Annotated in this window: 14 protein-coding genes; 7 read left to right on the plus strand and 7 right to left on the minus strand. The window is 39.9% G+C overall.

Features of this window, described 5'->3' with window-relative positions; genetic code table 11:
* Positions 1–33 precede the first annotated feature (33 nt).
* The 4 genes from AOM43_RS12335 to wecB are packed head-to-tail and all read left to right on the plus strand — an operon-like array spanning position 34 to position 5,231.
* Complete coding sequence (locus tag AOM43_RS12335; protein ID WP_059360507.1) at positions 34–1,332, plus strand: nucleotide sugar dehydrogenase; 1,299 nt, start codon at positions 34–36, stop codon at positions 1,330–1,332.
* 21 nt (positions 1,333–1,353) lie between these two features.
* Positions 1,354–2,460 (plus strand): DegT/DnrJ/EryC1/StrS family aminotransferase, encoded by a 1,107-nt coding sequence (locus tag AOM43_RS12340; protein WP_059360510.1) that lies wholly within the window; start codon positions 1,354–1,356, stop codon positions 2,458–2,460.
* A 15-nt stretch (positions 2,461–2,475) separates the two neighbouring features.
* Positions 2,476–4,143 (plus strand): Gfo/Idh/MocA family oxidoreductase, encoded by a 1,668-nt coding sequence (locus AOM43_RS14040; RefSeq protein WP_013924062.1) that lies wholly within the window; start codon positions 2,476–2,478, stop codon positions 4,141–4,143.
* An 11-nt stretch (positions 4,144–4,154) separates the two neighbouring features.
* Positions 4,155–5,231 carry a non-hydrolyzing UDP-N-acetylglucosamine 2-epimerase gene (wecB, locus tag AOM43_RS12350; RefSeq protein WP_059360512.1) on the plus strand — a complete coding sequence of 359 codons (1,077 nt, stop codon included), beginning with the start codon at positions 4,155–4,157 and terminating at the stop codon, positions 5,229–5,231.
* Positions 5,232–5,288: 57 nt separating this feature from the next.
* Here the strand turns inward: wecB and AOM43_RS12355 are convergent, their stop codons facing one another.
* The 3 genes from AOM43_RS12355 to AOM43_RS12375 form a co-directional block, all read right to left on the minus strand.
* Positions 5,289–5,606 (minus strand): hypothetical protein, encoded by a 318-nt coding sequence (locus AOM43_RS12355; protein ID WP_006340706.1) that lies wholly within the window; start codon positions 5,604–5,606, stop codon positions 5,289–5,291.
* A gap of 973 nt (positions 5,607–6,579) precedes the next feature.
* Positions 6,580–7,617: a ribonucleotide-diphosphate reductase subunit beta gene (locus AOM43_RS12370; RefSeq protein ID WP_013924060.1), complete on the minus strand. Its 1,038-nt coding sequence runs from the start codon at positions 7,615–7,617 to the stop codon at positions 6,580–6,582.
* A gap of 44 nt (positions 7,618–7,661) precedes the next feature.
* Positions 7,662–10,517 (minus strand): ribonucleoside-diphosphate reductase subunit alpha, encoded by a 2,856-nt coding sequence (locus tag AOM43_RS12375; RefSeq protein WP_013924059.1) that lies wholly within the window; start codon positions 10,515–10,517, stop codon positions 7,662–7,664.
* 504 nt (positions 10,518–11,021) lie between these two features.
* Here AOM43_RS12375 and AOM43_RS12380 point away from each other — a divergent pair.
* Complete coding sequence (locus AOM43_RS12380; RefSeq protein WP_059360519.1) at positions 11,022–11,840, plus strand: inositol monophosphatase family protein; 819 nt, start codon at positions 11,022–11,024, stop codon at positions 11,838–11,840.
* Positions 11,841–11,863: 23 nt separating this feature from the next.
* Here AOM43_RS12380 and AOM43_RS12385 read toward each other — a convergent pair whose 3' ends face one another.
* Entirely contained in the window at positions 11,864–13,345 is a 1,482-nt protein-coding gene (locus AOM43_RS12385; protein WP_013924057.1) for a hypothetical protein, read from the minus strand.
* A 373-nt stretch (positions 13,346–13,718) separates the two neighbouring features.
* Between AOM43_RS12385 and recA the strand changes: the two genes are divergently transcribed.
* Positions 13,719–14,792, plus strand: coding sequence for a recombinase RecA (gene recA / locus AOM43_RS12390; protein ID WP_006340700.1), 1,074 nt, complete (start codon positions 13,719–13,721; stop codon positions 14,790–14,792).
* Positions 14,793–14,794: 2 nt separating this feature from the next.
* Here the strand turns inward: recA and AOM43_RS12395 are convergent, their stop codons facing one another.
* The 3 genes from AOM43_RS12395 to AOM43_RS12405 all read right to left on the minus strand — a co-directional run bounded on the left by AOM43_RS12395 (position 14,795) and on the right by AOM43_RS12405 (position 17,534).
* The gene (locus tag AOM43_RS12395) at positions 14,795–15,688 is read right to left on the minus strand and encodes a polyprenyl synthetase family protein (protein ID WP_006340699.1); all 894 of its coding nucleotides are present in this window, start codon (positions 15,686–15,688) and stop codon (positions 14,795–14,797) included.
* A gap of 99 nt (positions 15,689–15,787) precedes the next feature.
* Positions 15,788–16,840 carry a hypothetical protein gene (locus AOM43_RS12400; RefSeq protein WP_006340698.1) on the minus strand — a complete coding sequence of 351 codons (1,053 nt, stop codon included), beginning with the start codon at positions 16,838–16,840 and terminating at the stop codon, positions 15,788–15,790.
* A complete protein-coding gene (locus tag AOM43_RS12405; RefSeq protein WP_006340697.1) occupies positions 16,833–17,534 on the minus strand; it encodes an acyltransferase in 702 nt (233 codons plus the stop codon). The genes AOM43_RS12400 and AOM43_RS12405 overlap by 8 nt, the downstream gene beginning before the upstream one ends.
* Positions 17,535–18,237: 703 nt before the next feature.
* Between AOM43_RS12405 and AOM43_RS12410 the strand changes: the two genes are divergently transcribed.
* Positions 18,238–18,888 carry a hydrolase gene (locus AOM43_RS12410; protein ID WP_006340694.1) on the plus strand — a complete coding sequence of 217 codons (651 nt, stop codon included), beginning with the start codon at positions 18,238–18,240 and terminating at the stop codon, positions 18,886–18,888.
* Positions 18,889–18,905: the final 17 nt, after the last annotated feature.

Consider the following 18,905-nt stretch of genomic DNA (forward strand, 5'->3'; position numbering starts at 1 on the left):
ATTTGTAAATGCTCCCGAATTAAGGAACTTATTATGCCCATTTCAATTGAAAGAATTAAATCCAAACAAATTACGATTGGCATTGTGGGTTTAGGTTATGTGGGTTTTCCTCTTTCTCTAGTTTTTGCTGAAGCAAATGTTCGTGTTATTGGTTTTGATATCGATGTTAACAAGATTTCTGCCATTCAAGAAGGTAAAAGCTACATTCATCATATTAATCATGGTCGATTGCAAAAGGTACGAGAAAACGATCAATTTACTGCAACTTCGAATTATGAACAAATTTCCCACTGCGATGCTGTCATTATTTGCGTCCCTACGCCACTTGATCATCACTTGGAGCCTGATTTACGCTTTGTAGAAGAAACATGTGAATCGATTGCTCCTCATTTGCAACCCTACACTTTAGTTTCTTTAGAAAGCACCACATGGCCTGGCACAACTGATGAAGTCGTTCTTCCCATTTTAGAAAAATCCGGAAAAGTGCGCCTTAATGAAAATCTTTACCTTTGCTTTAGCCCTGAAAGGGAAGACCCAGGTAACAAGTCTTTTGGCACAAAAAATATTCCGAAACTTGTGGGTGGAGCAAACGAAAAAAGTTTAGAACTTGCCGTAGAATTATATCGACTTGGAATCGAAAATATCGTTCCCCTTTCCAGCATGCGCGTAGCTGAGACTGCTAAATTATTCGAAAATATCTTTCGCAGTGTTAACATCGCCTTAGTGAATGAATTAAAATTGATTTGTGACCCTATGGGTATTGACGTTTGGGAAGTCATTCGAGCAGCAGCCACCAAGCCATTTGGTTTCATGCCTTTTTGGCCAGGCCCAGGATTAGGCGGACACTGTATTCCGATTGATCCTTTTTACCTCACATGGAAGGCCAAAGAATTTGGCGTGCAAACACGCTTCATTGAACTTGCCGGCGAAATCAACCGATCCATGCCACGCTATGTGGTAAGCAAAGTTCAAGATTGCTTAAATCAATCTGAAAAAGCAATGAAAGGATCCAAAATTTTGATTTTAGGGCTCGCTTATAAATCTGACATCGACGATATGCGCGAAAGTCCCAGCTTAGAGCTGATCAAAATGATGCAAGAAAAAGGAGCGGTTGTTGATTATCACGACAATCACATTCCTGAAATTGGAATGAGTAGAGAATACAGCTTCTTAGAAGGCAAAAAAAGCGTTTCCTTGTCTGAAAATTATGACTGCTTTGTTTTGGCAACTAAACACAGCTATTTTTCGGCAGATCACATTTTATCATTTAGGGTCCCCACTGTAGACACAAGAAATTTTTTACCAGAAAACTCACTTGTCTTTAAAGCCTAGTGAAATTTTTAAGGAGGAATCATGGAGTTCATTGACATCAAAAAACAGTATCAACTGTACAAAAAAGAGATCGACTTGGCCATTCATGAAGTTCTTGACCAAGGAAATTTTATTATGGGCGAACAAGTACGCACTCTAGAAAGCACTCTTGCTCAATATACAAATACCAAGCATTGCATTACGGTATCAAGTGGGACAGACAGTTTACAAATTGCTCTTATGGCTCTTGGAGTTGGTTTTGGTGATGAAGTGATTACCGTGCCTTTCACCTGGATTTCTTCGACTGAAGTCATTGGTCTAGTCGGAGCCACACCCGTTTTTGTCGACATCGAAGACCGCACCTATAATATCGATGTCGAACAACTTGAAAAAGCCATTACACCTAAAACAAAAGCCATTCTTCCTGTTAGTCTATTTGGCCAAATGCCTGATTACACAGCCATTAATGAAATTGCCAACAAATATGGCTTGCCCGTCATTGAAGACGGTGCTCAAAGTTTTGGAGCGACTCAACACGGCCGAAAAAGCTGTTCTGCTACAACCATTGGTTCAACGAGTTTTTTCCCAGCTAAACCTCTCGGTTGCTATGGTGACGGCGGAGCCCTCTTTACAAATGATGACACTTTAGCGGCAAAAATGCGCGCAATTCGCACGCATGGCGGTGAAAGACGCCACCATCACACGTGCCTCGGGATGAACGGTCGTTTAGACACCATGCAAGCAGCCATTTTATTAGCAAAGTTTCCACATTTTGATCAGGAAGCGCAAGCACGCGCAAGCATTGGCCATTTTTATTCCCAAGAACTAGCTGGTTATTGTGTTATCCCCGAAATTCAAGCTGGCAATACGCATGTATATGCACAGTATACCATTCGAACACCCGAAAGAGATGAACTAGCCAAGTATTTACAAGCTAAAGGTGTGCCAACAGGCATTTATTATCCAAAATGTGTGCATGAACAACCCGTCTTCAAACCTTTGGGCTATGCAAGGGGATCGATGCCTGTTGCAGAAAAAATGGCAGATGAAGTGATTAGCCTTCCAATGCACCCTTGGTTAACAGAAGAAGATCAACATCATATCATAAACATGATTAAAGAATTTTGCTGTGCCCCAGCTGCATGCTAAAAGGAGCTTTTTGTAATGACAACTTTATCGTATAATAAAAACCTTGCTTTGATAGGCGGTGGGCGCTGGGGAAAAAACTTGGCCAGAAATTTCTATCAGTTGGGTGTATTGCATACATTATGCGACTCTCATCCAACCACTTTAGAAACCTTTCGGCAAAATTACCCGGAACTCCATCTGACGTCTTCTTATGATGAAGTTCTGAACAATTCACACATTCAATCTGTGGTCATTGCTGCACCAGCTATTGCTCATTATGCTCTTGCAAAAAAGGCTCTTCTTGCTGGAAAAGATGTTTATGTCGAAAAACCTTTGTGTTTAGATAGCCGAGAAGGGGAAGAGCTCATCCATTTAGCTGAAGAAAAAGGCTGTATCCTCATGGTAGGACACCTTTTGCAATACCATCCTTGCATCAAAGCTTTGCAAGAGCTTTTGGGACGAGGAGAGCTAGGAAAATTACACTATATCGTTTCAAACCGTTTAAATCTCGGCAGCATTCGCACAGAAGAAAATGCGCTGTGGAGCTTTGCTCCACATGACATTTCCGTCATTCTGTCTTTAGTAGGACACAACCTTCCTCATCAAGTGCGTTGTACTGGTGCTGACTACCTTTCTAAAGGTGTTGCCGATACGACCATGACAACTCTTCGCTTTGCCAATGATGTGCGCGCTCATATTTATGTCAGCTGGTTGCACCCTTTTAAAGAGCAAAAACTTGTGGTGATTGGATCGACTGGAATGGCGGTTTTCGACGACACAAAACCGTGGGATGAAAAGCTTGTGCTTTATCGAAATCACGTAACTTGGACAGATGGAAATATTCCCTTGGCAAACAAAAATGAAGCCGAAAAAGTCGTTGTTCCTCAAGCTGAGCCTCTCAGAGAGGAATGCCTTCACTTCATTAAATGCTGCCAAGAGCGGATTGCCCCCCGAACTGATGGTAAAGAAGGGTTACAAGTGCTGAAGGTTTTACAAGCTGCTCAAGCTAGCTTAAATGAGGACGGAGCGGAAAAAAATCCATCCATTAAATCTTCTTTAGAGCAAACCTCTCCTCAATATTATGCCCACCCCACGGCTATAATTGGTCCTCAAGCAGAAATTGAAGTGGGCACTAAAATTTGGCATTTCAGCCACATCATGGATGGAGCAAAAGTCGGCCAAGCATGCAATATCGGTCAAAATGTGGTGATTAGCCCCTCTGTTGTGCTAGGGAAAAATGTCAAAGTTCAAAACAACGTCAGTGTTTATACGGGCGTCATTTGCGAGGACCACGTTTTTCTAGGTCCTAGCATGGTTTTCACAAACGTGATTAATCCCCGCAGTGCAGTCAATAGACGCGGCGAATATCAAAAAACGTTCGTTCGTAAGGGAGCTACAATCGGTGCCAATGCAACCATTGTTTGTGGTGTTGAGCTTGGCGAATATTGTTTTATTGGATCCGGCGCTGTGATTACAAAAGATATTCCTCCATATGCTCTTATCGTAGGAAATCCTGGCCGTCAGATTGGTTGGATGAGCCGCCATGGAGAAAAACTCGATTTGCCAGTTTCTATTCCTGAAGATGAAATACTTGAAGCATCCTGCCCTGTCACAGGAGAACGTTATCAATTAAAAGGGAATCGAATTGTACCAGTAGATATTTCCCAAGTAGCATCCGAAAACCTTCTTCAAGAAGCATTCTAAGGAATTTTTTCATGAAAATTGCCACAATTATCGGGGCGCGCCCTCAATTCATCAAAGCTGCAGCTTTAAGTCGTGCCATTTCGGAACACGATCATATTCAGGAAATTCTTATTCATACGGGACAACATTATGACCGCAATATGTCGGATGTTTTCTTTTCCGAAATGGGCATTCCTACCCCCACTTACCAACTTGGGGTAGGAGGGTGTTCTCAAGGAGCTATGACGGGTCGTATGCTTGAAAAAATTGAAGAAATTTTACTGCAAGAAAAACCGGATTGGGTACTCGTCTTTGGCGACACAAATTCAACCCTAGCGGGAGCCTTAGCAGCAGTTAAGCTACACATTCCTGTTGCACATGTTGAAGCAGGGCTCCGCTCTTTCAATCGCAAAATGCCAGAAGAAATTAATCGCATTTTGACAGATCATTGTTCGAATTTGCTTTTCACTCCGACAACCTATGCAACGCAACAACTTAAACGTGAAGGTGTTTCGGAAGAAAAAATTATTCAAGCAGGCGATGTGATGTATGATACTGCCCTTTTCTATTTAGAAAAGTCCCATCAAACAAGCACCATTCTTAATCGCCTCAACCTCCAGTCTAAGCAGTTCGTATTAGCCACAATTCACCGTGCCGAAAATACAGATGACCCAGATCGTCTGAGAGAGATATTTTTGGGGTTATCTGCCATAGGGCGTCGTACGTCTGTCGTGGTTCCCCTCCATCCTCGGACACAACAAGCACTTCAAAAACTCGCTTTATTGGACTCCATTAAACAGCATGTGACGTTAGTTGATCCAGTGGGCTATCTCGATATGACGCAACTTGAAAATCACGCTAGGTTGATTTTGACAGATTCGGGTGGCGTACAAAAAGAAGCCTATTTCTTTAAGGTCCCCTGCTTAACCTTAAGAGAAGAAACGGAGTGGGTTGAGCTTGTTGATTACGGTTTTAATCGCTTAGTTCCGATTCAAGCCCGCGCTATTGAAGAGCAATATGATGCTCACAGCTCCATGAATCCTGATTGGAATGTTTCATTATACGGGAACGGAGAAGCTGCGAAAGCAATTGTCAGCTTTCTAAAATAAAAAAACCCATCCAAACACTTGCATGGGTTCCAAGGAAAGAGAAACTCTTTCGGTCGCTTATGATTTGCTCAGCGCACTTTTAATTAAAGCAACAACAGCTGTTAAAACAGCTCCGCCGATACCGCTACTTCCGATATTGGCAAGGATAGAACCGATATCTAAGCCAGAGCCTGCAGCATGTCCAATTGCATCCGTTACACCACTTTTATGCAATGTCTCTAACATTTGGAGAAGAGACCCACCTGCACCACCTCCGATTAAGCCAACAATTGTGTTGCCTAATCCACCTAGATCTTTTTCTTTCATTGCAGCACCAGCAAGATTTCCTCCAGCAACACCGCTCAATAAACTTATAATGAGACTCACGATATCCATAAAATCCTCCTTGTAGGTTTGATCGGAAGCTAAAATGTTTTTTTTATTTTGTCAAATAATGTTTTTCTTTCCTTGTTCAAGGAAAACTTTAGCGATTTATATCCATCAAGTTGGGCTGATTTATTATGTTAAGTCTCCAAGGCAACATTTGGAAAAATTGACGGAAGATCGCAAAAGTAGATTGAATTGTATCTACTTTTCATTTGCTAATTAAATATTTTTTAAATAAAACGCACATTTTATATTGATTGAATAAAATTAATCGAAATTAAAAATAACTTAACTCAACAAATCAATTGTTCATAGATTAAAATTTCTCTTCTTTTCTCTCATAGCGCTAGCGGTTGAGAGCACAAGTTTACTTTTTTTGAATAGCAATAAATGTTTTAATGCGCGCAGTCCTGCCACGTATAGGCTTCCCGCTTGCAATCTCTTGATGAAAATCAATCGCTGACATTTTCCGATGAATCTGTTTTTTGGAAGTTCGTCAACGGGGAAACTCTCTATAAAGGAACAATCCATCTTAGGAGTCAAGAGGGTCACGCACGACTCAAATCTTTTGGAGAAAAGCGGGGTTAATGCATATAGCAACTCACCAAGGGATAGACCAAACGTTCATATATCGAACCGCCACTTGGATTAGTCTGGCGTCCATACCAAGATCAACCAACCACGTTAAATTAGTGGAGTTAATGGCCTTGAACCGACCATTCGTTTATCTGAAAAATCGAACTCCACATGCAGATTGAATAAATTATCTCGACTCCATGCTCAAAAGATTTTGAAATAAAAATTTCAAAAAATAAGACACTCATCAAATCTGATGGGAAAAAGCCAAATTCGTGGTTCACTCGAGAGATTTTTCTGCTCCCAGCCAAGGAGGACTATTTTTAGATGGGAAGGATTTCATAAATTTGATTAAGAAATAAAAAGCCTAGAAGAGAGGAAGTTCTTCTAGGCTTTTATTGGAAGATTACCAAACGAGGGCTGCGCCGCTTTGGTATTGAGTCACACGTGTTTCAAAGAAGTTTTTCTCTTTGTCTAAGTCCATGACTTCACTCATCCAAGGGAATGGATTCGCTGTATTATATTGAGGCTTTAAACCAATTCTTTCTAATCGTCGGTCCGCAATATAACCGACATAGTCGCGGAAAAGAGCCGCATTTAAACCCAAAATTCCATTTGGCAAGCAATCAGCCGCATACTGAATTTCAAGCTCAACAGCTTCTTTTACCATGTCTATGATTTGATCTTTAAACTCAGGTGTCCACACTTCTGGATTTTCTTCTTTGATTGTATTAATCAAATCGATTCCGAAGTTGAGGTGGATACTTTCGTCCCTTAAAATGTACTGAAATTGTTCGCCAATTCCCGTCATAATATTTTTACGATGGAAAGAGAGGATCATCACAAATCCACTATAGAAGAAGATTCCTTCCATAATGATGTAAAATCCAATCAAGTTCTTCAAAAACGTTTGAACCCCTTCTGGAGTATCTGTCGTGAACCCTTCCTGCATAACTTCTTCTGTAAGCTTCATCTCAAACGCATCTTTTGCATGAATGGAGTTTACAGCATTATACATGTCAAAAACTTCTCTTTGATCAAGAGAAAGAGATTCCACGATGTAATGAAAAGTATGCGTATGTACAGCTTCTTCAAAAGCTTGTCTTAGCAAATACTGACGCGCTTCAGCATTTGTTAAGTGCTTAAAAATAGCCAAAACAATGTTGTTTCCCACCAAGCTTTCAGCTGTGCTGAAAAAGCCAAGGTTGCGCATAATCACAAGTCTTTCGTCGTTGCTTAAACGATTTGATTTCCATAATTCGATATCTTTCTGCATCGGAACTTCTGAAGGCATCCAGTTGTTATGACACCCATTCAAATAATGTTCCCAAGCCCAATGATATTTTAAAGGCATCAGTTGATTCACATCAACTTGCTTGCAATTTAAAATGCGCTTTTGTTGTGCGGCTGCTTCCGCTTCCTCAGGAATAAGACAACTCGACATGATTCCTTCCTCCAATTACTAATTTAAATATTTTCATCTTTTCCTTACTGACAGCTTTCACATTCATCGCCAGATAAACTGCAACTTTTTGGAATAGAGCTATCACGTTCAACACGGATTGATCCCGATGCGGAACGACTTTTCATCCAGCGTGGCTGAATCCCTTTTTTGTTGATATCTAAAGTCGATTTTTCAACTTGGGTTGCAGCTTTTGATCGTAGGTAATAGGTCGTTTTTAATCCTTTTTCCCATGCTAATAAATACATGTCACTCAGCTTTCTACCATCAGGTGCGTTTACATATAGGTTTAAAGATTGTCCCATATCGATCCATTTTTGTCTGCGGCTAGCACATTCAATTAACCACTTGGGTTCAATTTCGAAAGCTGTTTTGTACAAGCCCTTCAAATCTTCAGGGAATTGTTCAATTTCTTGAACAGATCCATCATAATATTTGAGCTCATCTAACATATCCTGGTTCCAAAGATCTCTTTCTTTTAGGTCTTTGACTAACCATTCATTTAACACCGCAAATTCACCTGAAAGGTTAGATTTGACATACAGTAGAGAGAATGTCGGTTCAATTGATTGACTAAGCCCTGAAATATGTGCAATCGTCGCTGTTGGAGCAATCGCCATAGTATTGCAATTACGCATCCCATGTTTCTGAATCTCTTTTCTAACCACGCTCCAATCTTTTTTCGAGGTTCTATCCATATGAAGATAACCCTTTCTTTCATTATCTAAAAGCGCAATGCTGTCGATTGGAAGAATGCCCTGGCTCCACTTGGATCCTCTATAAGAAGAGTAAACGCCTCTTTCCTTAGCCAACTCTGTAGAAGCTAGAATAGCATGATAGGAAATCATTTCCATGCTTGCATCTGCAAATTCTACAGCTTCTTGGCTGTCATAAGCAATTCTGAAATGATACAAGGCATCTTGGAAACCCATTAAACCAAGTCCAACTGGACGGTGTCGCAAGTTAGACTCACGCGCTTCTTTTGTTGGATAGTAGTTAATGTCAATCACATTATCTAGCATACGCATAGCTGTTCGGATTGTTTTTGCTAAAAACTGCTCATCTAAGAAGTCACCTTTAATATGTGCAGCAAGGTTAATCGAACCTAGGTTGCAAACAGCGGTTTCATTTTCAGATGTATTAAGCAAAATTTCCGTGCACAAGTTCGAACTATGCACAACACCAGCGTGGGATTGTGGTGATCGAATATTGGAAGGATCTTTAAATGTCATCCATGGGTGCCCTGTTTCAAAGAGCATGGTGATCATTTTTCTCCAAAGATCCATGGCTGGAATTACTTTAAATAACTTGATTTTGCCTTCTTGCGCAAGTCTTTCGTATTCACAATATCTCTTTTCAAATTCGATGCCATACAAATCATGTAAATCTGGTGTATCTGATGGATTGAACAGAGTCCAGACGCTTTGCTCTCTAACTCTTTTCATGAAAAGATCTGGAATCCAGTTCGCGGTGTTCATGTCATGCGTACGGCGACGTTCGTCTCCTGTATTTTTACGCAATTCCACAAAGTCTTCGATGTCCAAGTGCCAAGTTTCTAGATAAGCACAAACAGCTCCCTTTCGCTTTCCACCCTGGTTTACCGCTACAGCTGTATCATTAGCAACTTTCAAGAAGGGCACAACACCCTGTGTTAATCCATTCGTTCCATGAATTGTAGCACCTGTTGCACGGATATTTGTCCAATCGTTACCAATTCCTCCTGACCACTTGGATAAACTCGCATTGTCAGCAATCACTTTAAAGATGTTAACCAAATCATCTTGCACTGTAGAAAGGTAGCAAGAGCTCAATTGAGGATGCAAAGATCCAGAATTGAACAGGGTCGGTGTAGAAGAAATAAAATGGAACTGAGATAAGACGTTATAAAACTCAATGGCTCGCTCTTCTCGGTTTTCCTTTTCATTTAAAGCGAGACCCATCGCAACACGCATCCAAAAGTATTGCGGTGTTTCGATGCGATCATTTTTAACATGGATCAGATAACGGTCATAGAGTGTTTGAACACCAATGTAAGTAAATAGCTTATCGCGCGAAGAATCTAAGTTTTGGGCCAACTTCTCTAAGTCATATCCAAATAATTCAGGTGTTAAACGCTTAGCCATTACCCCTTTTCTGATATATTGCTCAAAATGGGATACGTGCAAGTTAGCAACTTCTGAAGGGTGGCATTCTTGTTCAAAAACTTCATTGTAAATATCTTGAAGAAGTAAACGTGCAGCTACATAGTTGTATGCGGGTTCTTTTTCAATTTTTGAACGTGCAGAAAAGATTGCGGATTCATTCAATTCTTTAAAAAGCACACCATCATAAAGATGCTTAAGCATTTCTTCAATCAATTCTTGCGGATTGCACAACTCTTTAAAGTCGGCGCAAGCATGCTCCATTTTGGATTGCATTTTTTGTGTGTTTAATGGGGATTTTGTTCCATCAGGATACGTCACGTACAAAGTAGATTTTACCTGTTCGTTAGCGGGTATCGCCGTTTCTTTAAATGCTCGCGCTCTTTTTCTTTCTTCTCTGTATAAAATATACCCACGTGCAACCTGATGATATCCTTCTTGCATTAATTCTTTTTCGACAAGATCTTGGATCTTTTCGATAGGGACGGGTTCGTCTCTTGTTAAAGAAAGGATAGATGAAATGACAGCGGACGTGATTCCATTCGTCACCTTTTGGATTTCCTCAGGTAAAGCTTGGTCAGCTCCCAAAAGCAGCTCAGCACGAAATGCCTTTGTAATCGCCAAACGAATTCTTTCTCCATCAAACGACACGGAAGAACCATTGCGTTTAACTACCCACAAGTTCTTGGACTCGCTTGCAAATTCAGAGGGGCATAAAGTCCCCGGTGATGTATCAGACATTACTCACTCCCATGATCAATCAAACTATTTAATCTTGTTGCAATTCAAATATTTTCCGTTGCAAAAAAAGAATTTTCTCTTATAAGACTAAGACGCCCTATTTTAAGAGCTAGCAACGTTAATATCGCTTCTTAAAAAGAAAAGAGAACCGATCCATGCGCAAGAAATCATGATCCTGCTTTTCTGTTTCGATTCCGCTTCTCTTGGCCGGCAAAGATGATTACTTTAAAATAATCACTATATGAATGACATTGTTCTTTTTGCCTGCCGAAGTCATGCAAAATCAGGCTCATTCATAACCATTGGGACCTTAAATCGTCAAGCTTTTTGCTCATTCCAGATTGACGACTTTTGCAAACGATTAAGATCCAAAGGTAAACTTATGAAAATAACAAATTCCCGCTCAAACTTATAACTAAGTGAAATTAATTAAGCTGGTTAGTATAAACCAATAACTGTTTTAGAAACAGATAATTATCGCATAATTTAACTTCGGTGTCAAAGATGAAACTCCCTAACTTATCTCTATTACAGGCCTACCTAAAAACAGCGACATTGGCTGCTACTAGCGGGGGTAAAATCTTAAAAAAGTACTGGAAAAATGTCAAACAGATCGAAGATAAAAGTACAGCAGGTGATTTAGTTACAGAGGCGGACAAGGAATCAGAAAAAATCATTTTACAAATGATCACCGAAGCTTATCCCGATCACGCCATTCTTGCTGAAGAATCCTCTGAAAAACACCTTTCTTCCTCTTCTGATTTTCTGTGGGTCATTGATCCATTGGATGGCACAGTCAATTATGCCCACCAAAATCCCATGGTGGCTATCTCTATCGCCCTACTTTATCAAAATAAGGTCGTTGTAGGTGTGGTTTTTAATCCTTTTTATCAAGAATTATTCCAAGCTATTAAAGGGATGGGAGCCACATTAAACGGAGAAAAAATCACCGTTTCTCAAACCAGAGCTCTTGACAAAAGCCTTTTAGCCACAGGTTTTGCCTATGATCGGCGCACAACCACTGATACCAATTATCCAGAATTTTGCCATTTAACCAATTTAACACATGGCGTGCGTCGTTTTGGGGCCGCTTCATTGGACCTAGCCTTTGTCGCTGCTGGTCGTTTTGATGGATACTGGGAACGTGGGCTTAAGCCCTGGGACATGGCGGCTGGTGCCTTACTCGTTCAAGAAGCAGGTGGAAAAATATCGGCCTACAATGAAACCCCCTTTGATCTCCAATCGGGGAAAATCTTAGCCACTAATGGAATGCTACATCATGCTTTAAGTCAAGAGTTACTTAACTTATCTATGCAAACTTAAGGCGACAAAGTCGCCTTTCAACGCTATTCATCTGAAGCAAAAAAAGAATTTTTAAAATGATCCGAACTAACCTCTAAAGCATCAGCAATAACCTCAAGAGCTAAAGGATCTTTCATAGAAAAATACACAAATAATCTCTCAAGGGATCGAATCACTTCATCATTTGGCTGCCAACAACTTTTTTCTTGTTCGATTCTTCGTTCAATTGCCAAACCAACTTCATCCATCAACTGATCTAAAGACATCCTGCATAGTTCTCCACGAAGCCTGTCTATCAATCTAAGTCGGTATTGCTCTTCTTCTAATTTAAAATACTCAATCTCTTTTTGGATTTTTCCTAAAATATTTTCGTACAATTCCTCGTTTGCCTCAAGTTCGTTTTCTATTGCGTTTATCCATGCTTCGCTGTCTGCCATAGCAGATAAACTCACGCAAAATAGTTTCTCTAAACTTCTTTTTAAAAACTCATCTTTTTCATTGGCGAGATAGATAAGGCAGTGCCGAACAAAGTTTGCATCCTCATGTCCATGAGAAATTTCCTCAATCTTTTCTTGAATGTTGCTTTCAACAATCCATGCTTCATGAATAATTTCAGGCTTTAGCTCAAACAAAATACTTCTTATAAAAGGAATATCTTGTGGATGATCTTTCTGAAGATTGACGCTTAAAAGATCATCAAAAAAAGGATGCTTAGCTTGTATGTCAAAAGGAACATTTGCAAGAGCCCTCATCTGTTGGACTTTCTCTTGATAAATCCTAACGACCTTTGCTTTCTCCGGAGTCATGCTGCGGCTGACTTTTGGTCGACTCACTAATTGTCCAGCAAAGCAATCAAGGTAATTTTGCATTGCCTCAACAGGACTTATGATCCTTTGAGCAACGGCATTAACTAAAGCAATAGCATCACTTCGCAAACCCTTTGTATTTGTACCATCTATCAATGTATCAACCTGATTGACAAAATCAGGCAATCCCATAGTTGAGTTGTTGAGGTTATCCAAGTGAGAACCTTTTAAAACTTCGAAGTACGGGGCTCCATCTTCTCTTCTACGAACTTTTAAAACAGGCAATGTACTTGAATGGGCTGCTTGATATTTCACTTCAGCAGCGTCTCCATCTTCTGAAACAATTTTCAAAGATGGAGAAACAAAAAATTGTCTTATTTTCTCATTAACAGCAAATTCCCCACCCTCATCATAAGCGACGTTGAATTGCCCCCATATTGCAGCTACCCGAGCCTCTACATGATGTTGGATATCTTCCTCATATAAACCCGCTAACAAAAGAGGATTTGTAAGAAGCGTAAATAACTCATTAGAAACAGGAAGAAATTCTCTCGTTCCCCAAGTTTTACCACGCATTTCTAGGATGATCGAGCGTATTCTATCTCTTATGGAGATGCAATGATGAGCTTCTTGCCTTCCAGGTCGTTCGTGAGAAGGTTTAGGATCCCAAGCTTTTCGATGCTCCCCTCGGTTTAAATGGTTTATGGATGAAATAGGCATATAAAAACCTTTAATTAATTATTATTGACTCTTTATTTAGAAAAGTGGAGAGATTAGTTGATATAGCTTTGATTACAACCATAGAACAAATTCAGTCCATTGCGCTCCTTTACATCTTCAAAATTTTATCACACCTATACAAAACATAACAATCTATAAGCAAAATAATTAATATCTAAAAAGGTTCATTGCTACACCTAAAGAACCCTCTTCATAGAGTACTTAAATTTTTTGCAGGCCTTTATAAACAAATCCTTCTTTTTATGTCCCATATCGATATTTTTAATTGTTTTTTTACCTGACAAGAGTTGCCGGTTCGGGTATTCTACTGCTGAACTAAGGGAATCATCAATTAGAAAAATGAGGGGTTATCATGGCTCAACCTAGTGAAGCAGAAAGAAAAAAGGCTCTTGACCTAGCGGTCAGTCATATTAAAAAACAATTTGGAGATGGAGCGATTATGTCGCTTGGAAGTCACTCTTCCATGCGCGAAATTAGCGTCATCAAAACAGGCGCTTTAACTTTAGACGTTGCGCTTGGCATCGGCGGGATACCTCGCGGCCGTATTATTGAAATCTTCGGTCCCGAATCTTCCGGAAAATCAACTTTGGCCACTCACATTGTGGCAAATGCCCAAAAAGCAGGCGGACTTGCTGCGTATATCGACGCAGAGCATGCGCTTGATCCTTCCTATGCTGCAAAAATTGGGGTAAATGTGGATGAACTTCTCATTTCACAGCCCGATAGTGGTGAAGAAGCGCTTAACATCGCAGAAACACTTGCACGTTCAAATGCAGTGGATGTGATTGTAATTGACTCCGTTGCAGCGCTTGTTCCAAAAAGTGAGCTAGAAGGCGAAATCGGCGATAGCTTTATCGGTTTGCAGGCTCGTATGATGTCTCAAGCTTTAAGAAAACTCGCTGCAACACTTGCTAAAAGCAATACCTGCGCCATTTTCATTAACCAAATTCGTGAAAAAATTGGTGTCATGTTTGGAAACCCCGAGACAACAACGGGTGGGCGTGCGTTAAAGTTCTACTCCTCTATTCGCCTAGATATTCGCCGTACCGCTGGTATTAAAGGTCCTGACAACTCTGAAGTTGGAAATAGAGTCAAAGTGAAAGTTGTCAAAAATAAAGTTGCGCCACCTTTCCGCTCAGCTGAATTTGACATTCTCTTTAACGAAGGAATTTCTAGAACAGGAGCTGTTATCGATTTAGGAACAGAGTACCAGATTATCGATAAAAAAGGCGCTTGGTTTAGCTATCAGGGGCAGAGATTGGGACAAGGGCGAGAAGCTGTCCGCGATGAGCTAAAAACGAATCCAAAGCTATTGGATGAAATTGAGCAGCTTATCATGCAAAAATGTAAAGATGGACTGGCTACAACATCACTCAAGTCTGCTGCACATGTTGATGCTGACGAAAAAGAGCTTGTTGAAGTCTAATATTAGCCCTGCACAGCAAGACACTCTTCAGTTTTCTGTATGAGTGTCTTGATTAAAGCTTCAAGTTCCTGCCCTTGAATATCAAGTTCTTGTAAAACAGTCAGAAAAGAAACTGTTTCCTTGTGGAACATCTTAACTGTTTCCTCCACTCCCATTAACAATCCCATGTTGGCTTTTCGTCCATTCTTTAAGTCTTGTTGCATATCACTCAAATCATCAGCAATTTGAAAAGCCATTCCAAAATGCGAAGCGGCTTTTTTCACCAAAGGCAATTTTTCTAGCTCTCCACCACCAAATAACCACCCCAGCACAAATGAAATTTCAAACAATGAGACCGTTTTTTTGTGCAAGATATCGCGTAATGCAGATAAAGAGAGGTTAGACTCATGAATATCTAAAAATTGTCCACCTGTGGCCCCAAAAAGCCCTGTGTTATAAGAGACGTTTTGAATAGCTAAAACACAAAGATGATCACAACGATCGGAAAAAGAAACCTGCTGCTGCTTGAGAGTTTCACTATTTTGAGCCAAATAACGGTAGCCCTCAGCGATTAACGCATAGCTGGCTAATAAAGCTATGTCTTCTCCAAAAACTTTATGGAGGGAAGGCATATTTCTTCTTTCATCATCATTATCCATACAAGGTAGGTCATCCGCAATAAGCGAGGCCGTATGAAAAAATTCCACCGCTAAAGCCGCTTCGGAAGCATCTGCTTGTTTACCCAATGTTTTTGCAACCATTAAAACAAGCGCGGGCCTAAAACGTTTTCCGCCATTGCGAAGCGCATATTCACAAGCATCTCTGACTTTGCTTTTAGCACCTAAGGCCGCAATACTTTGCTCAATCTTTGCTTCAACTTGGGCCTGATAAGATAAAAGAATAGAAAATGGGTTCACTAGAAACTCTTTATGTCTAAGAACATGTTGATGTCATTAACAAAAAAATGATAAAGAATCTATCTTTATTTTACATCGTAAATTTTAGAAACAGAAAGACTATAAATTATTTTCCCGAGTCATCCGAATCATTCCATCCTCTAACAACCCATGAAGACCAGATTTAACGCCCGCGTATGCAAACCCTAAGTTTTTAAACATCTCTTGAGAAACCGAATCCCCCTGAAGTGCACAAACTTTTAATCGATCAGTTGGGGATTCTGCTAAAACAGCATTTACCAATTCTTCTTCGATTTTTCTAAAAGAAGGTTGATCCCCAGCACTTATACAATGCTTAATAGACAAAGCCCCAGGTTTTTTCTTTAGCCAAATCAACCCAGCGACGGTGTTTTTTTCACGCACGACCTTCACGATCATGTCAGGTTTTTGAAGCTCTTTTTTAATGGAAGCTCGCTTCTTAGAAAATTCAGGTTGAATGGCGCTCTGTTTGAAAATCGACTGAATAGCTTTTAAATCACTCCTAGAAGGCTTAGAAGTTAAAGATTTTATTTCTAGAGTTCCTGAAAAAGGGTCTTTTCCTTTTAAAATGGATTTTTCCCGCTTCAAATCCAAAGCAATCACTCTTCCATCAGCTAGATAAAAAGGAAGCTTATGTAAATGCCCGATTATTTTTTTCCATTCCTTAGATTGTACGGGATCTTCAGAAAATTCCGTCGTAACTTCAATTAACGAATCGCGGAATTTTTGATAGTCTCGCATATAAGCAATAGAGAGAGGATGCGTGGAAACAAATCTTTGAATACCTTGAACTATCGACTTGCATTTTCCATCATTTAATTGCGCTTCGAAGGTTTGTAAATGCTTATAGATGTGTTTTTGTTTCCTCATAATTTGGGTACGCTTTCGCAAAGATCGCAACGCTACAGCTGTCGCAACACCCATCATACTTGTACATGTTCCTAAACTCACCGTTTGGGGTGGGAGTCCAAGAATGCCGGTTAAAGTAGCCAAAAATCCCAAAATCACCGTTGTAATTGCAGAAGTAACAAGAATTTGTCGATTTTGATAAACCTTTTTTTCATGCCAAGACCGGGAAAACTTGGGCGAATACGCAAATGTATTTTCTTGTACTTTTGGAACTGATTTAACCATTTTGACCTCTTTGAATCGGTATCGTCATCGTTTGAGCTCTCGATTTTATAATGTGGAAAGACGGAATAAATCCCCCACAATTAAGCGTAGGATAGCATAAGACATTTTTCCCAAGTAAAGTTCCTGGATTAGTCACAACATTACAGCCAATTTGGGATGAATCACCAATGATTGCACCCAGCTTTCTTAAACCTGTTTGATATTTTTGATGTTCCACAACAATCGATACAGGTCGATTATCCAGCTTCAGATTCGCACATTTGGTCCCAGCGCCCAAATTAACATGGTTCCCAAGGATAGACTGCCCTAGATAAGCAAAATGCGCTGCATGCGCATGATCAAGCAAAATGCTGCGGATGATTTCTGTATCGTGTCCAATGACACAATCATTCCCTGTTACAACAAATCCCCTTATGTAAGCCCCATGTCGAACAACACAACGATCTCCAATCCAGCAGGGACCTTGAATATAGGCACCTGGTTCCACAACTGTTCCTTTGCCTAAATGAATTTGATCTGGATTCACAAGGTAAGCAGAAGGAGAGACAATTGCCTCCTGTTTTTGGAACGACATTTTTTCTAAATAACTTTCTAATCGATTTAAGGCAGTCCAAACATGTGCGTTTGGTTCAAATAGGTCTTTATGTGTGTACGTGTCTAAATCGAAGAAATAAGAAGGCAAAAGGAAATCCATTGCGAGTCCTGATTATTTCTCTAAAACCATTTAAACTACGAGGTACTGACAATATTTTCAACAGCTTTCTTTATTGAATATATCTTATATAAAGCATGTTTCTACTTCTTCTTTTGCTGTGGGAATGTTCATAACGCAGGACATCTTATCTCTTTATTTACCCTGTTTTAGATTGTTCGTTTTTTGTCAGTAGATGGAAGAAAAAAGGCGGCTTATCGACAGAAATTAATTATGCACAAAAATGCATTCATAAGAATCAACCGAAAAAAGGGGACTTATGAACAACATTTCATGCTTTTTGCATTTTCTGAAAATGGGTCCTTGAAAAAATCGTGTATTTTTGAAAACGCGAATTTTCCATAGTCTCTTTTGAAGAAGATATATAGATATATCTCTTGTTTCTTCTTCCTCTATCCCTGTGGAAATGTTTGCAAAAGGGTAAATAACAGAGAGAAATCAGTCTGTTTATAAGTTGTTCGGAAAACGTTGATAACTACTCGGTTTTGTTCAGAGGTGGGACTTTTGTTCAGAAGCAAACAAAGGAGCTGACAAAATTAGGTGGGGTTATGAACAAAACTTCCACCGAAATTTTCATTCAAAAAAAGCTTTTTGATGGTTGAAGGTTTAAAAATATGAATTGACTAAAACGGGCAAGTTCGTAAGTTTGGGTTTGAAAATCATGCAAATTTAACAAAGGAAACCTATGAGCCATTATAATGATTTATTAACCCCACAAAATTGTGCGATTGCTTTAGTCGACTATCAACCCGCGATGTATTTTGGTGTACAAAGTCACGATCGGATTACCATTATGGAAAATGCAGTGATATTGGCTAAATCAGCAAAATTGTTTAAAGTCCCCTCCATTTTAACATCTGTTGCCAAAGATTCTTTTAGCGGACCCGTAGACGAAGCTTTGACAACCGCTCTAAGCGACCATAAAGTGATCGATCGAACATCGATCAATGCATGGCTTGATGCAGATTTCAGAAAAGCTGTTGAAGCAACGAAACGGAAAAAAATTATTCTAGCAGGATTGTGGACTGAAGCATGTGTATTATTTCCGACAATGGATTTGCTGAAAGCTGGATATGAAGTGTATTTTGTGGCAGATGCTTGCGGAGATGTGACTTTAGAGGCACACGAACGCAGTATCCAAAGAATGATTCAAGCCGGCGCCGTCCCCATTACTTCGCTGCAGTTTTTGTTTGAATTGCAGCAAGATTGGGCGCGCTCAGAAACATATAATGGGGTAATGGAAATTTTGAAAGCGCATTCACCCTACGGTTTCCAAGTGACTTTTTCAAAATGGGCACTAGGAGAACATGCTTCCGAAGGCGGCTCTAAGAAATAGCCTTATAAAGAGTGCTG

Source organism: Parachlamydia acanthamoebae, assembly GCF_000875975.1.
GTDB classification, from domain to species: Bacteria; Chlamydiota; Chlamydiia; order Chlamydiales; family Parachlamydiaceae; genus Parachlamydia; species Parachlamydia acanthamoebae.

Bases quoted from the DNA above. Each gene is read 5' to 3' on its own strand.
- AOM43_RS12335 (WP_059360507.1), top strand. From the start codon at position 34: ATGCCCATTTCAATTGAAAGAATTAAATCCAAACAAATTACGATTGGC.
- AOM43_RS12340 (WP_059360510.1), top strand. From the start codon at position 1,354: ATGGAGTTCATTGACATCAAAAAACAGTATCAACTGTACAAAAAAGAG.
- AOM43_RS14040 (WP_013924062.1), top strand. From the start codon at position 2,476: ATGACAACTTTATCGTATAATAAAAACCTTGCTTTGATAGGCGGTGGG.
- wecB (WP_059360512.1), top strand. From the start codon at position 4,155: ATGAAAATTGCCACAATTATCGGGGCGCGCCCTCAATTCATCAAAGCT.
- AOM43_RS12355 (WP_006340706.1), bottom strand. From the start codon at position 5,606: ATGGATATCGTGAGTCTCATTATAAGTTTATTGAGCGGTGTTGCTGGA.
- AOM43_RS12370 (WP_013924060.1), bottom strand. From the start codon at position 7,617: ATGTCGAGTTGTCTTATTCCTGAGGAAGCGGAAGCAGCCGCACAACAA.
- AOM43_RS12375 (WP_013924059.1), bottom strand. From the start codon at position 10,517: ATGTCTGATACATCACCGGGGACTTTATGCCCCTCTGAATTTGCAAGC.
- AOM43_RS12380 (WP_059360519.1), top strand. From the start codon at position 11,022: ATGAAACTCCCTAACTTATCTCTATTACAGGCCTACCTAAAAACAGCG.
- AOM43_RS12385 (WP_013924057.1), bottom strand. From the start codon at position 13,345: ATGCCTATTTCATCCATAAACCATTTAAACCGAGGGGAGCATCGAAAA.
- recA (WP_006340700.1), top strand. From the start codon at position 13,719: ATGGCTCAACCTAGTGAAGCAGAAAGAAAAAAGGCTCTTGACCTAGCG.
- AOM43_RS12400 (WP_006340698.1), bottom strand. From the start codon at position 16,840: ATGGTTAAATCAGTTCCAAAAGTACAAGAAAATACATTTGCGTATTCG.
- AOM43_RS12405 (WP_006340697.1), bottom strand. From the start codon at position 17,534: ATGGATTTCCTTTTGCCTTCTTATTTCTTCGATTTAGACACGTACACA.
- AOM43_RS12410 (WP_006340694.1), top strand. From the start codon at position 18,238: ATGAGCCATTATAATGATTTATTAACCCCACAAAATTGTGCGATTGCT.